This window comes from Pseudoroseomonas cervicalis (assembly GCF_030818485.1).
Classification (GTDB): domain Bacteria; phylum Pseudomonadota; class Alphaproteobacteria; order Acetobacterales; family Acetobacteraceae; genus Pseudoroseomonas; species Pseudoroseomonas cervicalis_A.
Genome location: NZ_JAUTAJ010000005.1, coordinates 224,529 through 242,641, shown reverse-complemented (window position 1 = coordinate 242,641; position 18,113 = coordinate 224,529). Strand labels below are relative to the sequence as shown.

Here is an 18,113-nt window from a genome sequence, read left to right as displayed (position 1 = left end):
GATGCGGCGGCTGCTGACCATCCTCTGGCTGGGGCTGAAGGAGCTGCGGGTGCTGCGCGCCGACCCGGTGCTGCTGCTGCTGCTGGCCTATACCTTCACGGTGGCGGTCTATTCCGTGGCGCATGGGGTGAAGATGGAGGTGCGCAACGCCGCCATCGCCGTGGTGGACGAGGATCATTCCGATCTCTCCCGCGCGCTGCGCGCGGCGCTGCTGCCGCCGCAATTCCGCCCCGCGCCGCTGATCGGCGCGCGCGAGGTGGCGCCGGCGCTGGATGCAGGGCGCCATGTCTTCGTGCTGCAGATCCCGCCGCGCTTCGAGGCCGATCTGCTGGCCCGCCGCCCCACCGGCCTTGCCATCGACATCGATGCCACCGCCATGGCGCAGGCCGGCAATGGCAGCAGTTACATCCAGCAGATCGTGCGGCAGGAGGTGGCGGCGCGGCTCGGCGGCGCGGAGCAGCCGGTGGCGCTGGTGACGCGCACCCGCTTCAACCCGAACTCCATCCCCGAATGGTTCACCGCGGTGATGCAGGTGGTGAACAGCATCACCATCCTCTCCATCATCCTGCCCGGCGCCGCCCTGCTGCGCGAGCGCGAGCACGGCACGCTGGAGCATCTGCTGGCCATGCCGGTCTCGCCGGCCGAGATCCTGCTGGCCAAGATCGGCGCCAATGCGCTGGTCATCGTCGGTGCCGCGGTGCTGTCGCTGCTGCTGGTGGTGCGCGGGCTGCTCGGCGTGCCGCTGGCCGGGTCGCTGGGGCTGTTCGTGCTGGGCACGGTGCTGTTCCAGGCCTCGGTCGCGGCGCTGGGCGTGCTGCTGGCGACGGCCACCCGCTCCACCGGCCAGTTCGGCGTGCTGGCGCTGCCGGCGCTGATGCTGATGATGCTGCTCTCCGGCAGCATGACGCCGCTGGAGAGCATGCCGGCCTGGCTGCAGCAGGTGGTGCAGATCTCCCCCTCGACCCAGTTCGTCGCCTTCGCCCAGGCGGTGCTGTATCGCGGCGCCGGCTTCGACATCGTGGCGCCGCGGCTGGCGGCGCTGCTGGGGCTCGGCCTGCTGTTCCTGGGCGCGGCGCTGCTGGGGCTGCGGCGGTCGCTGGCACGGCTGGGCTAGAGCGGGCGCGCCGGTTCGCCGAAGACCCGCCGGCAATAGGCGATCAGGCGATCCACCCGTTCGGCCCTGTCGCGGAAGGCGATGTGCCCGTCCGGCCGCACCAGCACCAGCGCCGGCTGCCCTTCCAGCCCATAGGCGCCATGGGCGCGGCCATCGAGATCCGACAGCACCGGCGTGTCGCCGGCGGCGATCAGCGGGCCGGCCAGCACCAGGCGCGGGCGCAGCCAGGGCCAGGGGGCGATGGCCTCGATCGCCGCGCGCAGCGCTGCGGCGGCCTCGGCCGAGCGGCCATCGAAGCCCAGCAGCGCCCAGCCGGCGCTGCGGCCATCCGGGTTGTAGAGATGGTGGAACAGCGTGGTGACAGCGCCCTCGCGCACCACCGGCGCGTCCGGGGCGCGTTCGCCGGGCTTCGGCCCGGAGCGCAGCAGCCGCGCCAGGCCAGCCAGATGATCCTCGTTCAGCGGGCTGTCGGGATAGGCCACCCGCATCTGCTGCATGTCATCCGTCCCCTGCAGCAGCGAGCCGAGATTGGGCAGGGCGGCGGCGGCCAGCGCCAGCGCCCTGTCGGTGACCGGGCCGCGATAGACGGTCCAGCGGAAGCCGCGCACCTGCTGCGCGCTGAGGCGGATATGCTCGGCGCCGCGCTCGGCATCGTAGGAGTCGAGGATGGCCGGCCCCGCCTGGCCGCGCAGCGCCATGGCCAGGCGCCAGGCGATCTCCACCGCGTCATGCAGCCCGGCATTCATGCCCTGGCCGCCCATCGGCAGGGAAAGATGCCCGGCATCGCCGGCCAGGAAGACGCGGCCGCGCGCATAGGCCGGGGAGACGCCGTATTCGAAGCGGCTATGGGTCAGCCAGGCGGGGTCGGAGAGGGTCAGGGTCTCGTCGCCCGTCACCTCGCGCGCCAGGGCCTGCAATTCCTCAAGCGTCGGGTCGCGCTCCGGCACGCCGCTGTCGTCGGCCAGGAAGAACAGCCGGTGATAGCCGCCCCAGACCGGCATGATGCCGGCGAAGCCGCGCTCGTAGTAGAAGAACCAGAGCTGGTCGGCCTCGCCGGAGCGGCGCCAGGAGAGCCGGGCATCGCCCTGGCGGTTCATGCAGCCGGGCAGCTTGGTCGGCGCGAAGTCGAGGCCGAGCAGCGGGCGGATGGTGCTGCGCGCGCCATCGGCGGCGACCAGGTAGCGGCCGCGGCGCTGCTCCTGCGTGCCGTCCTCGCGCTCGAGCAGGATGGTGACGCCCGCCTCGTCCTGCTGCATCCCGGTCACCCGGCAGCCGCGCTGCAGCCGGCCGCCGCGTGCCTGGAAGGTGTCGGACAGGGTGCGTTCGATGACGTCCTGGCCACTGTAGAGGACCCGCGGATAGGGGCTGTCGACCTCGGCGATCGGGATCGGCGCGGTCGGCCGGCCATGGAGGAAGAAGTTGATGCTGTGGATGGCATGGGCCTGCTCGGCCAGGCTGTCGCGCAGGCCGATGCCGGCCAGCAGCTCCTGCGGCCGGGCCCAGAGATTGTTGGCCCGCGAATACGCCTTGATGTCCTGGCGCTGCTCCAGCAGCAGGCAGTCGATGCCGTGATGGCGCAGGGCGCAGCCGGTGGTCAGGCCGACCGGGCCGGCGCCGATGATGATCACCTCCGCATCGGGCGGCGGCGGGGCGGCGCGGTCGGTCATGCCGGATGCTCCTCGGCGGCGGCGATGGCGGCGATATGGCCATGCGAGTCCGGCACGCGCCGGCGCAGCTCCTGCAGCAGGGCGGCGGCCTGCTGCATGGCCTCGGGCGGCAGGCCCTGGGTCAGCCCATCGGCCCAGAGATCCTTGCGCGCCATGGTCCGGCGATAGGCGGACTCGCCGCGCGGGGTCATCGCCACCAGGGCCGCGCGGCGGTGATGCGGGTTGGGCTCCAGGCGCAGCAGCCCCTCGCGCTGCATCTCGCGGACCAGGCGCTGCACCGATTGGCGCGCCAGCCCCATCTGGCGGGCGAGATGCGCGACGGGCAGGGGCGAAGGGGCCAGGGCAATGGCGCCCAGCACCTGCCAGCGGGCGCTGGTCAGGCCGAGATCGCCGGCCAGCCGGTCGCCGGCCTCCAGCAGCGCGCCATTCAGGCGGAACAGCTCCACCACCAGGGTGGAGAAGGCGTCCCGCGCCCGTGGCGAGGCGCGGGGCGGCGCAGGGTGTGCCGGGGCCATGGAGCGTCCAATCCGTCAGCCTTCTGTCAAAATGACAGCATGCTGTCATTCGAGGGCAGAAACGGCGGGGCCGCCCCCGGGTTGCCCGGCCAGCGAAGTTATCCACCATTCCGGTGGACGGCGCTGGGGATAAGCATGTGGATGCCCTGTGCCGCCCGCCGGCGGCCGGGCGATGTCACGCCGGCGCGGTTTCCGGCCAGACCCCGGTCGATGCTAGGCTGCAGCCAGCTTTCCGGAAGGTCGCTGCATGGCCCGTATCCTCCCCGTTGCCTCCTTCGACTGCGTGGTGTTCGGCGCCACCGGCGACCTGACCATGCGCAAGCTGCTGCCGGCGCTGTATCAGCGCTGGCGCGACCGGCAATTCCCGGCCAGCAGCCGCATCATCGGCGCGGCGCGCTCGGCGCTCGACGATGCCGGCTTCCGCGCCCAGGCCGAGGCGGCGCTGCAGCGCTATTTGCCGGAGGGCACGCTGGAGGAGGCGACGCTCGCCGAGTTCCTGGGCCTGATGCATTACCGCCGGGTCGAGGCCGCGGGCGAGGAGGGCTGGGAAGCGCTCGTCGCCCTGCTGGCCGAGCGGCCGGAGCAGGTGCGGCAATTCTACCTGGCGACCTCGCCCGAGCTGTATGGCCCGATCTGCCAGCGCCTGGCGCGGCATGGCGGGCTGCATGCGCAGTCGCGCGTGGTGCTGGAGAAGCCGATCGGCCATGACCTGGCCAGCGCGCGGGAGATCAACCGCGCGGTGGGCGAGGTGCTGCCGGAGGCGCAGATCTTCCGCATCGACCATTACCTCGGCAAGGAGACGGTGCAGAACCTGATGGCGCTGCGCTTCGCCAACCCGATCTTCGAGCGGCTGTGGCATGCCGACATGATCGACCATGTGCAGATCACGGTGGCGGAGGAGGTCGGCATTGGCGGGCGCGGCGGCTATTACGACCGCGCCGGGGCGCTGCGCGACATGGTGCAGAACCACATGCTGCAGCTGCTCTGCCTGCTGGCGATGGAGAGCCCGATCTCGCTCGACCCCGATGCGGTGCGGGACGAGAAGGTGAAGGTGCTGCGGGCGCTGCGGCCGATCCCGCGGCATGAGGCGCATCTGCACACGGTGCGCGGCCAGTACACGGCGGGCGCCATTCAGGGCCAGCCGGTGCCGGGCTATCGCGCCGATCTGGGCGAGGAGGGGCCGAGCCTGACGGAATCCTTCGTCGCGCTGAAGCTGCAGGTGAATTCCTGGCGCTGGGCCGGGGTGCCCTTCTATCTGCGCACCGGCAAAAGGCTGCCGCGCAAGGTGTCCGAGATCATCATCGAGTTCCGCACGCCGCCCTTCAGCATCTTCCCGCGCGAGGTAGTGGGCATGCAGCCCAACCGGCTGCTGATCCGGCTGCAGCCGGAGGAGGGCATGCGGCTGGAGATGATGACCAAGGAGCCCGGCCCGGGCGGGCTGCATCTGCGCCCGACGGGGCTCGATATCAGCTTCGAGAAGGCCTTCGGCACGCGCTATCCGGATGCCTATGAGCGGCTGCTGATGGATGTGGTGCGCGGCAACACGACGCTGTTCATGCGGCGCGACGAGGTGGAGCACGCCTGGAACTGGGTGGAGCCGATCCTGCAGGGCTGGGCCGACCGCCCCGAGGCGCCGCGCCCCTATGCCGCCGGCAGCTGGGGCCCGACCGCGGCGATCGCCATGATCGAGCGCGACGGCCGCACCTGGTATGAAAGCCTGGAGTAACCGAAGGCGGGGTCCGGGGTGGCCCTGCCACCCCGGCCGGAGGGTCTGGGAGGGCAGAGCCCTCCCAGATTCTTCTACTTCCGGTTCCGGAGCGCCTCGGCCTCGGCGTAGAACTTCTTCTCCCACTCCTTGTGGTTGTCGAGGCCCTCGCGGATGAAGGGGGTGAAGACCGCCAGGTTCAGCAGCATCCAGTTCACCAGCCGGGCCGGGAAGCGCAGCGGCTTGACGAAGTCGACGAAGAGCACGACGCGGGTCTTGTCGGTGTGGTTCCAGGCTTCGTGCTCATAGGCGTCGTCGAAGACCAGGGCCTTGCCTTCCTGCCAGTGGCAGACCTGGTTCTCGACGCGGATGGCCAGCCGGTCGCTCTGCTCCGGCACGATCAGGCCGAGATGCAGGCGCAGCACGCCATTATAGGGGCCGCGATGGGCGGGCAGGTGCTTGCCCGGCTCGAAGATCGAGAACATGGCGGTCTTAAGGCCCGGGATCTTCTGGACGATGCGCCAGGTTTCCGGGCAGCGCTTGATGTTCTCTTCCGAGGACAGGCCATAGCCGGCCAGGAAGAAGGTCTTCCAGGCGCTGTCCTTGCTGATGGTCTGCACATCGGTCGAGATGTCGTGGAAGCTCGGCAGCTCGGACTGGCGGACCAGCACCTTCTCCAGCTCGGCCCGGATCAGGTGCCATTCCCGCTCGATCTCGGCGGTCCAGGGGAAGGTGGCATTGTCATAGACCGGCGGGTTGCCGACCTTGGTGTGGCGCAGGTTCAGGCGTTCGGCCCAGGCGACGATGCCCATGAAAAAGCGCGTCATGCGGCTGGTGCCGCCCATCGGGGCGATGTTGGCGGTGCCGAAATTCTGCTGCGGCGCGGCGTTGCCGGTGGTGGGTTGCACGCTGCTCTCCTGATTCCTGCCTGGCGGCCCCGGGCGGGGCGTCGTGAGCTGGCCCTGTCATATACGATGTTGCGACTCAATGTCAGGGGACGGACCCGGATTCCAGGAGTTTGCCCCCGTTTCCTATATCAATTCCGGTATCATCCAGGCGGAACTCCGCATTGGACCCATATCGCTCCACGGCCCAGGATGGCGCAAACGCGGCCCCAGGGGAGGACAGGATGCGGAAGCGGATGCGCCGGCATGGCGCGGACTGCCAGGGCCACGCCCGATGAGCGGCGAGGAGAAGCCGGCCCGGACCCTGCGCAGCCAGGCCTGGTTCGGCCGGCAGGACAAGATGGGCTTCTACTACCGCTCCTTCCTGAAGAATCGCGGCATCCCGCAGGACCAGTTCGAGGGCAAGCCGGTCATCGGCATCTGCAACACCTGGTCCGAGCTGAACCCCTGCAACAGCCATTTCCGCACCATTGCCGAGCATGTCCGCTATGGCGTGCTGGAGGCGGGCGGCTTCCCGCTGGAATTCCCCGTCTCCTCGCTGGGCGAGGTGACGATGCGGCCCACCGCCATGCTGTACCGCAACCTGGCCGCCATGGATGTGGAGGAGGCGATCCGCGCCCATCCGCTGGATGGCGTGGTGCTGCTGATGGGCTGCGACAAGACGACGCCGGCGCTGCTGATGGGCGCGGCCTCGGCCGATCTGCCGACCATCGGCGTCTCCGGCGGGCCGCAGCTGCGCGGCGTCTATCGCGGGCAGATGATCGGCTCGGGCACCAACATCATCTCGATGAGCGAGCAGCTGCGCGCCGGCGAGATCACGCTGCACGAATTCCATGAGGCCGAGGCGGCGATGAACCGCTCCTCCGGCCATTGCATGACGATGGGCACGGCCAGCACCATGGCCTCGCTGGTCGAGGCGCTGGGCGTCGGCCTGCCGCAGAATGCCGCCATTCCCGCCGCCGATGCGCGCCGCAACGAGCTGGCGCGCATGGCCGGCCGCCGCATCGTGCGCATGGTGGAGGAGGATCTGGTCCTTTCGAAGATCCTGGTGCGGGAGGCCTTCGAGAATGCCATCCGCACGCTGGGTGCCATCGGTGGCTCGACCAATGCGGTGGTGCATCTGCTGGCCATCGCGCGGCGCGTCGGCATCGAGCTGACGCTGGCGGATTTCGACGCGCTGGGCCGCGGCGTGCATTGCGTCGTCGATCTGATGCCCTCGGGCCGCTTCCTGATGGAGGATTTCTACTATGCCGGCGGACTGCCGGTGGTGCTGCGCGCGCTGGGCGAGGCCGGGCTGCTGCACAAGGACGCGCCCACGGTGAATGGCCGCACCCTGTGGGAGAATGTGCGCGACGCCGAATGCTGGAACCGCGAGGTGATCACGCCGCTGGAGACGCCGTTCAAGCCGGAATCCGGCATGGCGATCCTGCGCGGCAATCTGGCGCCGGATGGCGCCGTCATCAAGCCTTCCGCCGCCTCGCCCGAGCTGATGAAACACACCGGCCGCGCCGTGGTGTTCGAGACCATCGAGGATCTGCACGCCCGCAAGGATGACGAGGATCTCGACATCGATGCCAGCTGCATCATGGTGCTGAAGAATTGCGGGCCGAAGGGTTATCCGGGCATGGCCGAGGTCGGCAACATGCCGATCCCGAAGAAGCTGCTGCGCCAGGGGGTGCGGGACATGATCCGCATCTCGGACGCGCGCATGTCCGGCACCGCCTATGGCACGGTGGTGCTGCATGTGGCGCCCGAGGCCGCGGCCGGCGGCCCGCTGGCGCTGGTGCGGAATGGCGATCTGATCACGCTGGACGTGCCCGGGCGCCGGCTGCACCTGCATGTGGAGGAGGCCGAGCTGGCCGCCCGCCGCGCCGCCTGGACACCGCCGCCGCCGGCCGCGGAGCGCGGCTATGTGAAGATGTATATCGACCATGTGCAGCAGGCCGACCAGGGCGCCGATCTGGACTTCCTGGTCGGGCGCAGCGGCGCGCCGGTGCCGCGCGACAATCACTGACGGAAGCGCGCGGCGGGGCATTGACCGGCGCCCCGCCGGCATCGCCCAATGCCCGCCGGGCCCTTGCCCAGGAGGAAACAGAGAATGAGCGGCTCCGCCCCCTATCGCGGCGTCTTCCCCGTGGTGCCCACCATCTTCGACGAGAATGGCGCGCTGGACCTGGCCGGGCAGAAGCGCGCGGTCGATTTCATGATCGATGCCGGCTCGCACGGGCTCTGCATCCTGGCCAATTTCTCCGAGCAGTTCGTGCTGAGCGATGCCGAGCGCGAGCAGCTGCAGGATGAGGTTCTGGCGCATGTGGCGGGCCGGGTGCCGGTGATCGTCACCACGACGCATTTCTCGACGCGGCTCTGCGCCGAGCGCAGCCGGCGGGCGCAGCAGGCGGGCGCGGCCATGGTGATGATCATGCCGCCCTATCACGGCGCCACCATCCGGGTCGGCGAAAGCGCCGTGTATGAGTTCTATTCCCAGGTCTCGGACGCGATCGACATCCCGATCATGATCCAGGATGCGCCGGTGGCGGGCACGCCGCTCTCGCCCGCGCTGCTGGCGCGCATGGCGCGGGAGATCCGCAACGTCTCCTACTTCAAGATCGAGGTGCCGCAGGCGGCGGCCAAGCTGCGCACGCTGATCGAGCTGGGCGGCGACGCCATTGTCGGCCCCTGGGATGGCGAGGAGGCGATCACCCTGATGGCCGACCTCGATGCCGGGGCGACCGGCGCCATGACCGGCGGCGGCTTCCCCGACGGCATCCGCCAGATCATCGACCCCTATGTCGCCGGCGACCGCGCGGCGGCGATGGACGCCTATGAGCGCTGGCTGCCGCTGATCAATTACGAGAACCGGCAATGCGGGCTGCTGGCGGCCAAGGCGCTGATGCAGGAAGGCGGCGTGATCCGCTGCGACGCGCCGCGCCACCCGCTGGCCCCGCTGCACCCGGCGACGCGCGCCGGGCTGGTGGAGCTGGCGCTGCGGCTGGACGCCCAGGTGCTGCGCTGGGGGAAGTAACGCCTCAGCCGGGGACGGGGGCGGCGGCGCTGTCCAGCTCGCGCGCCACCGCCTCATAGAGCCGCAGCGCCGAGGGGGAGAGGGGGCGGTCGCGGCTGCGGATCAGGCCGAAGGGCCGCACCGTCAGCCTTGGCTGCTCGCGCGGCGGCGCCAGGCGCTGCAGCTTGCCGCGCTCGGCGAACAGCCCGACGACCGAGGCGCTGAACACGCCGATCGACTGGCCCTGGCTCAGCGCGGCCAGGCTCAGCAGCATCGAGGCGGTGCTGAGCACGCGGCGCGGGAAGGGCAGGCGGTGGCGCAGGAACATCTCCTCCACCTCCTGCCGCAGCAGGCTGCCGGGGGGCTGCAGCACCCAGCCATAATCCAGCATCTCGGCCAGCCCCACCGGGCCGCGGGCGAGCAGCGGATGGCCCTGCGCCGCCATGAAGCACAGCTCCTCCTCGCCGATCTCGCGATAATCGAGGCCGGCGACCGGCTCGGCCGGCGGGCGGGCGACGATGAAGTCGAGCCGTCCCTCGCGCAGCCTGGCGACCAGAGGCGGGCTGGTGTCCACCTCCACCGTCACCTGCAGCGCCGGATGCTCGCGCTGCACCGCCTCCACCGCGCGCACCACGGCATCGGCCGCCGCCGCCGTGACGGTGCCGAAGGCGACGACACCGCCGCTGCCCTCGCGCAGGCCGTTCAGCTCGGCCGCCGCCTGTTCCAGCTCCACCAGGGCGGAGCGGGCGCGGCGCAGCATCACCTCACCCCATTCATTCGGCCGCATGCCACGCGCATGGCGCTCGAACAGCGCGCCGCCCAGCATCGTCTCCACCTCGGCCAGCAGCTTGGAGGCGGCGGGCTGGGTCAGGCCGAGCAGCGCGGCGGCGCGGTGCAGATTGCGCGTCTCGTCCAGCGCCTGCAGCAATTGCAGATGGCGCAGCTTCAGCCGCGCCCGGGCGAACCAGTTGGGCGGCAGCCGCTTGGGGGCAGGGGGCTGCATGGCGGACGATATCCTCTTTGTTATGCCTTCAACTCAAAATCACATTAGACGGTATCGCTGCGCTCTCCTATCCAGGGAACAACAAGACCGGGCGGCCCTGACCGCACCGTGCGACAACGTCCAGGACAAGAGGAAAACCTGCGTGAGCATCACGAAGGACAGCGGTTTCGCGCCGACGCGCCGTGGCCTGTTGGCGGCGGCCGGGGCCGGGCTGGCCCTGCCGGCCATCGCCCCCGGCCTGGCCCGGGCGCAGGGCGCCTGGCCGCAGCGGCCGGTCAACATGATCGTCGGCTTCCCGCCCGGCGGGCAGACGGATTTCGCCGCGCGCATCATCCAGAACGGCATGTCGGCGGCGCTGGGCCAGCCGGTGGTGGTGGAGAATCGCGGCGGCGCCGGCGGCAATATCGGCACCGAGGCGGTGCTGCGCGCCCGCCCCGATGGCTATACGGTGCTGGCGGCCAATTCCAGCTCCATGGCGATCAACCCGCACACCTTCCCGGGCATGACGATCAACCCGCTGGAGCTGGTCTCGGTGGGCCTGGCGCTGCAGAGCTCGCTGATCCTCTGCGTGCACCCCTCGGTTCCCGCCAAGACGCTGCCGGAGCTGGTGAGCTGGCTGAAGGCGCAGCCCAATGGCGTCGATTACGGCACGCCCGCCGCCGGCAGCATGTCGCATTGCGCGATGGAGCTGTTCCGCACGCGAATCGGCCGCCCCGCCATGCAGGACGTGCCCTATCGCGGCAGCGGCCCGGCCATGCAGGATTTCATCGCCGGCCGCTTCAGCCTGATGTTTGACGCCGCCTCGGTGGTGGCGCCCTTCGTCAAGGCCGGCCAGGTGCGCGGCATGCTGGTGACCGGGCAGAACCGCGCCCCCGCCTTCCCCGACATCCCGACCGCGGCGGAGCAGGGGCTGGAGGATTTCATCATCACCAGCTGGATCGGCCTCTCCGTGCCCAAGGGCACGCCGGCGGAGGCGATCACGAAGCTGAACGAGGCCCTCAACGCCGCGCTGCGCGACCCCAATGTGCGGGAGCGCATCATCAGCCAGGGCGACGAGCCGGGCGGCGGCACGGCGGAAGCCTTCGACACCATGCTGCGTCGCGACCATGCCCGCTGGGGCGAGGTGGTGAAGGCCAACAACATCACCGCCGGCTGAAGGGGCGGCGGTGCAGTCAGGAGGAACCATGACGCGCAACGCCATCTACCCTGATCTTGAAGGCCGCAGCGTCTTCATCACCGGCGGCGGCAGCGGCATCGGCGCGGCGCTGACCGAGGCCTTCGCCCGGCAGGGCAGCCGCGTCGCCTTCGTCGACATCGCCGAGGAGGAGAGCCGGGCCCTGGTGGCCCGGCTGCAGGGGGAGGGGGTCGCCGCCCCGCTCTTCCTGCCCTGCGACCTGCGCGACATCGCCGCGCTGCGCGCCGCCATCGCCCAGGCGCAGGCGGCGCATGGCGACATCACCGTGCTGCTCAACAACGCCGCCAATGACCAGCGCCACAAGCCGGAAGAGGTGACGCCGGAATACTGGGATGAGCGCATGGCCATCAACCAGCGCCCGCTCTTCTTCGCGGCACAGGCCATCGTGCCGCAGATGCAGCGCGCCGGCGGCGGCTCCATCGTCAATTTCGGCTCGGTCAGCTGGAAGCTGCGCCAGGGCGGCATGCCCGCCTACACCATGGCCAAGGCCTCGGTGCACGGGCTGACGCGCGGCCTGGCGCGCGATTATGGCAAGCAGAACATCCGGGTGAACACGCTGGTGCCCGGCTGGGTGATGACCGAGCGGCAGCTGAAGCTCTGGGTGACGCCGGAGGCGGAGAAGGAGATCGAGGCGGGCCAGGTGCTGGCCGGCCGTGTCCTGCCCGCGCATATCGCCGACATGGCGCTGTTCCTGGCCTCGGCGGCCTCCGCCATGTGCTCGGCGCAGGAATTCACCGTGGATGGCGGCTGGACCTGATCGCTGTCACGCCAAGGTGATGGCACGCCAGCCTGCTGGCGCTGGCGGCGCGGCTTCCCGGCGGGGCCAAATCTCCCCGCCGGTGTGACCGGTCCAGGCCCCCCGGATTCGATGAGAGGGGGCCGGATCACAACGCCTCAGGGAGAAGTTCCATGAAACGTCGCAGCCTGCTGGCCGCTCCGGCCGCCCTTGCCCTCGCTTCCGCCGGCCTGCCGCGCGCGGCCGCCGCGCAGGAGCGCAGGACCCTCGCCTTCGTCGTCAATGTCTCGGCCGATTTCTGGACCATCGCGCGCCGCGGCATCGAGAAGGCGAACCGCGAATACCCGCAGTTCAACATGGAGATGATCGTCCCCGGCCAGGCCAGCGCCGCCGAGCAGCGGCGCATCGTCGACGAGCTGCTGGCCCGCCGCGTCGCCGGCATCGCCATCTCGGCGATCAATCCCGGCAACAGCACCGAGATGCTGAACCGCGCCGCCGCCCAGGCGGTGCTGTTCACCACCGACAGCGACGCGCCGAACAGCAACCGCGTCGTCTATATCGGCACCGACAATGTCGCCGCCGGGCGCGAGGCCGGCAAGCAGATGAAGGCGGCGCTGCCGCAGGGCGGCAAGGCGATGCTGTTCGTCGGCACCATGGATGCCGACAATGCGCGCGAGCGTGTGCAGGGCATCCGCGAGGCGCTCCAGGGCGGCAATATCGAGGTCGCCGATATCCGCACCGATGAGAGCGACCTGGCGCGCGCCAAGCGCAATGTCGAGGACACGCTGGCGCGGCGCAGCGATATCGACCTGATGGTGGGGCTCTGGGCCTACAACACGCCGCAGATCTACCAGGCGGTGAAGGGCGCCGGCCGCGACGGCAAGGTCCGCATCGTCGGCTTCGACGAGGACGGGCTGACGCTGCGCGGCGTGGCCGAGGGCGTGATCCACTCCACCGTCGTGCAGCAGCCCTTCGAGTTCGGCTATCAGAGCATGGTCGGCATGGTGAAGTATCTCGAGAATGACCGCTCCTTCATTCCCGAGAGCAAGCAGATCATCATCCCGACGCGCATCATCGACCGCAGCAATGTGCAGGAATTCCAGGCGCAGATGCGCGAATTGCTGCGGGGCCGGTAAGCGCCATGCAGGGAGCGACCCCGATCCTGTCGCTCGAGGGCATCGGCAAGAGCTATCCCGGTGTGCGGGCGCTGGATGATGTCAGCCTGCATCTGATGCCGGGCGAGGTGCTCGGCCTGATTGGCGAGAATGGCGCCGGCAAGTCGACGCTGATGAAGGTGCTGGGGGGCGTCGTCGCCCCCAGCGCCGGCCGCATCCGGGTGGGCGGGACGGAGTGGTCCCGCCTGACGGTCGCCGATGCGCAGGCCGCCGGCATCGCCTTCGTGCACCAGGAGCTGAACCTCTTCGACAATCTCGACGTCGCCGCCAATGTGCTGTTCGGGCGCGAGCCGCTGCGTGGCGGCCCGCTGCGGCTGGTGGACCGCCAGGCGGCGCGCGAGCGTGTGGCGCCGCTGCTGGCGCGGCTCGGCGCCGATTTCCTGCCGGACACGCCGGTCGCCGAACTCTCCATCGCGCAGCGCCAGCTGGTCGAGATCGCCAAGGCGCTGGCGGCCGAGGCGCGCATCATCATCTTCGACGAGCCGACCTCGTCCCTGACCCTGTCGGAGACGGCGCGGCTGCTCTCCCTGGTGCATGAGCTGCGCGCCGCCGGCACCTCGATCATCTACATCACCCATCGTCTGGCCGAGATCGTCGATTGCGCCGACCGGGTCGTCTGCCTGCGCGACGGCAGGATGGCCGGCACGCTGGCGCGTGGCGAGATCGCCCATGCGGCGATGATCCGGCTGATGATCGGGCGGGAGCTGCGCGCCCTCTACACCCCGCCGCGCCGCGCGCCGGGGCCGGGCGGGCTGAAGCTGGAAGGGGTGGTGACGGATTCCTTCCCCGCCGCCACGGCGGATCTGGAGATCCGCGCCGGCGAGATCCTGGGCCTGGCCGGGCTGGTCGGCGCCGGCCGCACTTCGCTGGCGCGCACCCTGTTCGGGCTGGATCCGCTGCGCGGCGGCCGCATCACGCTGGATGGCCAGCCGCTGCGCCTGGCCTCGCCGCGCGATGCGGTGCGCGCCGGCATCTATCTGGCGCCGGAGGACCGCAAGGCGGCGGGGCTCGTGCTTTCCCTGCCGATCGCCGAGAATGTCAGCCTGGCCTCGCTGCGCCGCTTCTCGCGGCTGTTCCTGGTGGACCGGCGCGAGGAATGGAAGGTGGCGGAGGCGCAGGCGCGCTCGCTGCGCATCAAGGCGCCGAATGTCGGTGTCGCCGCCGGCACGCTGTCGGGCGGCAACCAGCAGAAGGTGGTGCTGGCCAAATGGCTCAGCATGGCGCCCCGGGTGATCCTGTTCGATGAGCCCACGCGCGGCATCGATGCCGGCGCCAAGGGCGAGATCTACGCGCTGATGCGCGCGCTGGCCGATGAGGGGGTGGCCATCCTGATGATCTCCAGCGACATGGAAGAGGTGATCGGCGTCTCCGACCGCATCGCCGTGATGCATGAGGGCCGCATCAGCGGCATCCTGAACCGCGACCTGTTCAGCGAGCAGGCGGTGCTGCGCCTGGCGATCGGGCATGACGAGGAGGAAGCTGCATGAGCCGCAAGGATCTGGGCCTGGCCGGGCTGCTGATCGTCATCGGCGCCATCACGGCGGTGCTGAACCCGCTGTTCCTCTCCACCGTCAACCTGCTGAACATGGCCAATCTGATCGGGCTGTTCGGCATCTTCAGCATCGGCCAGGGGCTGATCATCATCACCGGCGGCATCGACCTCTCGGTCGGCGCGATGTTCGCGCTGCTTGGCGTCATCTTCGTCGACCTGCTGGTGAATTACGAGATCTTCTGGCCCTATGCGGTGCTGATCGTGCTCGGCCTCGGCCTGCTGCTGGGGGCGCTGCACGGGCTGCTGGTGACACGGCTCGGCATGCAGCCCTTCGTCGTCACGCTGTGCGGGCTGCTGATCTATCGCGGCGCCGCGCGCTACTACACCCAGGACGGCACCATGGGCTTCGGCTATGCCGGGGACCTCGACATGCTGACCTGGCTGGCCTCCGGCCGCAGCTTCGGCATCCCGCACCCCTTCATCGCGCTGATCGTGGTGGCAGTGATCGTGGGCGTGCTGCTGCACCGCTCGGTCTTCGGCCGCTATCTCTACGCCGTCGGCCGCAACGAGGAAGCGGCGCGGCATTCCGGCATCGACACCCGCGCCGTGGTGATTGGCGCCTATCTGCTGGGCGGGCTGCTGGCCGGGCTCTCCACCGTGCTGCTGGTCTTCTACACCAGCTCGGTCTCGCCCTCCTCCTTCGGCAATTTCTACGAGCTCTACGCCATCGCCGCCGCGGTGCTGGGCGGCTGCTCGCTGCGCGGCGGGGAGGGCAGCGTGCTCGGCATCGTGCTGGGCACGGTGCTGCTGCAGATCCTGCAGAATCTGGTGAACATCCTGGGCATCCCCTCCTCGCTGAACTTCGCGGTGATGGGCAGCGTCATCCTGCTCGGCGTGCTGGCGGACCAGCAGCTTGGGCGGCGCAAGGCGGCGCTCGCCACGGCCTGAGCGGGCGGGCGCGGGGGATCTCTCCGCGCCCGCCGCGCCTCAGCGCGCCTGCATCAGCGCGCGATAGGCCAGCTGGTCGTCATGCATGCGCCGGAACACGGCATATTTGGCGTCGTGGTAGCGGCGCACCGCATCCTCGCCCGGATCGATGACCGCGCCGGCGCCGCTCATCGCCGCCATCGCCGCGGCCAGGGAGCCGTGCACACCCCCGGCCGTCGCGCCCAGCATGGCGGCGCCCAGCAGGATCGCCTCCGGCTCGCGCGGCAGCACCAGGCGGCAGCCCGTGGCGTCCGCATGCTCGCGCAGGAAGACCGGGTTCTTGGTGCCGCCGCCACAGGCCATCACCGTGTCGATGGCATAGCCCTGTTCGTTCATCGCCTCGATGATGTGGCGCGTGCCATAGGCCACGGCCTGCACCGTCGCCAGATAGAGCAGCGCCAGATCCTCCTCCCCCGCCGCCAGCCGCAAGCCGGAGACCATGCCGCGCAGCGAGGCATCGGCGCGGGGCGAGCGGTTGCCGTGGAAATCCGGCATCACATGCAGCCCCTCGGTCAGCAGGGCGGGGAAGGGCAGCCCTTCCGCCATTTCCTTCAGTTTTCGGTTGAGCGCCTGGTAGATGGTCTCGCCGGCCTGCTTCGCGGCGTCGGCCATGGCGGGGTAGGCAGCATGGGTGGTGATGACATGGTCGATCAGCGCGCCGGTCGCCGATTGCCCGCCCTCGTTCAGCCAGAAGCCGGGCAGCATGGCGGAATGGTAGGGGCCCCAGACACCGGGCACGAAGCGCGCCTCGGGCGAGACCGCCATGTGGCAGGAGGAGGTGCCGCCCACCAGCGCCACGCGCCGGTTCAGCGCCGCCGCCTCCGGCGCCACGCCGCCCAGCGCCGCGCCGATGACGCCGAGCCCGCCGGCATGCGCGTCGATCGCCGAGGCGCCGACCGGGATGCCCGGCGGCACGCCGAGCGCCGCCGCCGCCTCCGCCCCCAGCGCGCCGAGGCGCTGGCCGGGCGGCAGGATCTCGGTGCCGACGCGGCGGAAGCCCTCTTCCGCCAGCTCGCCCAGGCCGATGCTCCGGAAGAAATCGGCGTCCCAGCGCCCCTCATGCCCCAGATATGTCCATTTGCAGACGGTGGAGCAGAGCGAGCGCGCCAGGCTGCCGGTGGCCCGCCAGGTCAGGTAGTCGGGCAGGTCGAGGAAATGCGCCGCCTGCGCCCAGGCCTGCGGCCGGTGCCGCTTCAGCCAGAGCAGCTTCGGCGCCTGCATCTCCAGCGAGATGCGGCCGCCGACATAGCGCAGCACGTCATGCTCGCCGGTATTGATCGCCGCGGCCTCGGCGGCCGCGCGGTGGTCCATCCAGACCATCACATCCTGCTCGGGCTCGCCCTCCGGGCTGATCGAGACCGGGCGGAATTCCGCGTCCAGCACGACCAGGGAGCAGGTGGCGTCGAAGCCGAGGCCCAGCACCCGCACCGGGCCGAGCCCGCGCAGCGCGCCGCGCAGGGCGGCGCAGACCGCCTGCCAGATGTCGTCCGAGGATTGCTGCACGAAATCGGCCCGCGGCCGCCACATGCGGATCGGCTGCGCCGCCTGGCCCAGCATCGTGCCCTGCGGGGTGAAGGCACCGGCGCGCGCGCTGCCGGTGCCGACATCCACGCCGATGACGATGTCCTGCATGCGAGTCTCTCCTCGGGTGGTGGCGCGGCGGCGGGGCCGGCCGCGGAGGGGCGGGTTAGGGCGTGGCCGGCGCCACGTCCAGGGTGCTGCCGGCCTGGCGCAGCGCCGCCTGCTGCGCGGCCGGCGCGGAGGCGTCGGTGACGATGCGGGTGAAGGCGGATAGCGGCGCGAAATAGGCCGGGCGCAGCTGGCCCAGCTTGCTGCCATCGACCACCAGCACCGACTGGCCGGCGCTGGCCAGCGCCATCTGCTTCACCGGGACCTCGTTGAAATTGACGCAGGTGGCGCCATGCGCCGCATCGACCCCGGCCGCCGAGAGGAAGGCGGTGTTCACCCGCAACCGGCGCAGGCTGGACAGCGATTCGTCGGAGCTGAAGGTGGTGGCGCCGGGATGGTACAGCCCGCCCAGCAGCACCAGCCGCGTGTTGGGCCGGCGCGCCAGCAGGGTCGCGATGTTCAGCGCATAGCAGATGATGGTCAGGGACGGGCCCTCGGGCAGGCTTTCCACCAGATGCGGCGTGGTGGTGCCGCAATCGATGAACAGCGTGTCGCCATCGCGCACCAGCTGCGCCGCCAGCGCCGCCGCCTGGCGCTTGGCGGCGGCGTGCTGGTCCTGCTCGCGCTCCAGCGCATAGGGGCCGGGGCGCGCCCCGGTGCTGGAGGGCACCACATGGCCGCCCAGCAGCGCCAGCCCGCGAGATTCCGCCAGGCCCGGCCGCGCCAGGTCGCGCCGCAGCGTCATGGAGGACACGCCAAGCCGCCGCGCCGCCTCCTCCAGCCGCGCCGGACCCATTTCCTGCAGCAGCGCCTCCAGCCGCGCCAGACGATCATCGCGTCGCTGGCTCGTCAGACCCTGCTTTTCCGCCACCGACATCCCACCTCCCAGCCAGGCCGCTTGACGCCACGGGGCCTTGGTGTGAGGATTATAACAAGTGTTAAAAAACTGACAAACGCGGGAAAGGCTGGTCCGGCCGCCGCGGAGGAAT

15 protein-coding genes are annotated in these 18,113 nt (G+C 70.4%); 9 read left to right on the top strand and 6 right to left on the bottom strand.

What is annotated here, in order from left to right:
• Position 1: 1 nt before the first annotated feature.
• Entirely contained in the window at positions 2-1,114 is a 1,113-nt protein-coding gene (locus QE401_RS22695) for an ABC transporter permease (RefSeq protein WP_307140481.1), read from the top strand.
• On the opposite strand, the gene QE401_RS22690 is transcribed toward QE401_RS22695, so the two are convergent.
• Together QE401_RS22690 and QE401_RS22685 are read right to left on the bottom strand one after the other, a co-directional pair.
• Positions 1,111-2,781: an FAD-dependent monooxygenase gene (locus QE401_RS22690; protein ID WP_307140480.1), complete on the bottom strand. Its 1,671-nt coding sequence runs from the start codon at positions 2,779-2,781 to the stop codon at positions 1,111-1,113. The two genes, QE401_RS22695 and QE401_RS22690, sit on opposite strands and share 4 nt — an antisense overlap.
• Positions 2,778-3,296 carry a MarR family winged helix-turn-helix transcriptional regulator gene (locus QE401_RS22685; protein ID WP_307140479.1) on the bottom strand — a complete coding sequence of 173 codons (519 nt, stop codon included), beginning with the start codon at positions 3,294-3,296 and terminating at the stop codon, positions 2,778-2,780. The genes QE401_RS22690 and QE401_RS22685 overlap by 4 nt, the downstream gene beginning before the upstream one ends.
• A 247-nt stretch (positions 3,297-3,543) precedes the next feature.
• Between QE401_RS22685 and zwf the strand changes: the two genes are divergently transcribed.
• Positions 3,544-5,022 (top strand): glucose-6-phosphate dehydrogenase, encoded by a 1,479-nt coding sequence (gene zwf / locus QE401_RS22680; protein WP_307140478.1) that lies wholly within the window; start codon positions 3,544-3,546, stop codon positions 5,020-5,022.
• A 74-nt stretch (positions 5,023-5,096) separates the two neighbouring features.
• On the opposite strand, the gene olsC is transcribed toward zwf, so the two are convergent.
• A complete protein-coding gene (olsC, locus tag QE401_RS22675) occupies positions 5,097-5,909 on the bottom strand; it encodes an ornithine lipid ester-linked acyl 2-hydroxylase OlsC (protein ID WP_307140477.1) in 813 nt (270 codons plus the stop codon).
• Between the two features lie 271 nt (positions 5,910-6,180).
• Between olsC and QE401_RS22670 the strand changes: the two genes are divergently transcribed.
• Positions 6,181-7,920 carry an IlvD/Edd family dehydratase gene (locus QE401_RS22670; RefSeq protein WP_307140476.1) on the top strand — a complete coding sequence of 580 codons (1,740 nt, stop codon included), beginning with the start codon at positions 6,181-6,183 and terminating at the stop codon, positions 7,918-7,920.
• Between the two features lie 84 nt (positions 7,921-8,004).
• Positions 8,005-8,928, top strand: a complete 924-nt coding sequence (locus QE401_RS22665; RefSeq protein ID WP_307140475.1) for a dihydrodipicolinate synthase family protein — start codon at positions 8,005-8,007, stop codon at positions 8,926-8,928.
• A 4-nt stretch (positions 8,929-8,932) separates the two neighbouring features.
• On the opposite strand, the gene QE401_RS22660 is transcribed toward QE401_RS22665, so the two are convergent.
• Complete coding sequence (locus tag QE401_RS22660; RefSeq protein WP_307140474.1) at positions 8,933-9,910, bottom strand: LysR substrate-binding domain-containing protein; 978 nt, start codon at positions 9,908-9,910, stop codon at positions 8,933-8,935.
• Between the two features lie 142 nt (positions 9,911-10,052).
• Between QE401_RS22660 and QE401_RS22655 the strand changes: the two genes are divergently transcribed.
• The 5 genes from QE401_RS22655 (at position 10,053) to QE401_RS22635 (ending at position 15,456) form a co-directional block, all read left to right on the top strand.
• A complete protein-coding gene (locus QE401_RS22655) occupies positions 10,053-11,066 on the top strand; it encodes a Bug family tripartite tricarboxylate transporter substrate binding protein (protein ID WP_307140473.1) in 1,014 nt (337 codons plus the stop codon).
• 28 nt (positions 11,067-11,094) lie between these two features.
• Complete coding sequence (locus QE401_RS22650; protein WP_307140472.1) at positions 11,095-11,862, top strand: SDR family NAD(P)-dependent oxidoreductase; 768 nt, start codon at positions 11,095-11,097, stop codon at positions 11,860-11,862.
• 152 nt (positions 11,863-12,014) lie between these two features.
• Positions 12,015-12,977: a sugar-binding protein gene (locus QE401_RS22645; RefSeq protein WP_307140471.1), complete on the top strand. Its 963-nt coding sequence runs from the start codon at positions 12,015-12,017 to the stop codon at positions 12,975-12,977.
• 5 nt (positions 12,978-12,982) lie between these two features.
• On the top strand, positions 12,983-14,503 hold the full coding sequence (locus QE401_RS22640; RefSeq protein WP_307140470.1) for a sugar ABC transporter ATP-binding protein: 1,521 nt from the start codon (positions 12,983-12,985) through the stop codon (positions 14,501-14,503).
• Positions 14,500-15,456 carry an ABC transporter permease gene (locus QE401_RS22635; protein WP_307140469.1) on the top strand — a complete coding sequence of 319 codons (957 nt, stop codon included), beginning with the start codon at positions 14,500-14,502 and terminating at the stop codon, positions 15,454-15,456. Before QE401_RS22640 ends, QE401_RS22635 begins: the two co-directional genes overlap by 4 nt.
• Before the next feature lie 39 nt (positions 15,457-15,495).
• On the opposite strand, the gene QE401_RS22630 is transcribed toward QE401_RS22635, so the two are convergent.
• On the bottom strand, positions 15,496-17,127 hold the full coding sequence (locus tag QE401_RS22630) for an FGGY-family carbohydrate kinase (protein WP_307140468.1): 1,632 nt from the start codon (positions 17,125-17,127) through the stop codon (positions 15,496-15,498).
• A 55-nt stretch (positions 17,128-17,182) separates the two neighbouring features.
• On the bottom strand, positions 17,183-18,001 hold the full coding sequence (locus QE401_RS22625) for a DeoR/GlpR family DNA-binding transcription regulator (RefSeq protein ID WP_307140467.1): 819 nt from the start codon (positions 17,999-18,001) through the stop codon (positions 17,183-17,185).
• Positions 18,002-18,113: the final 112 nt, after the last annotated feature.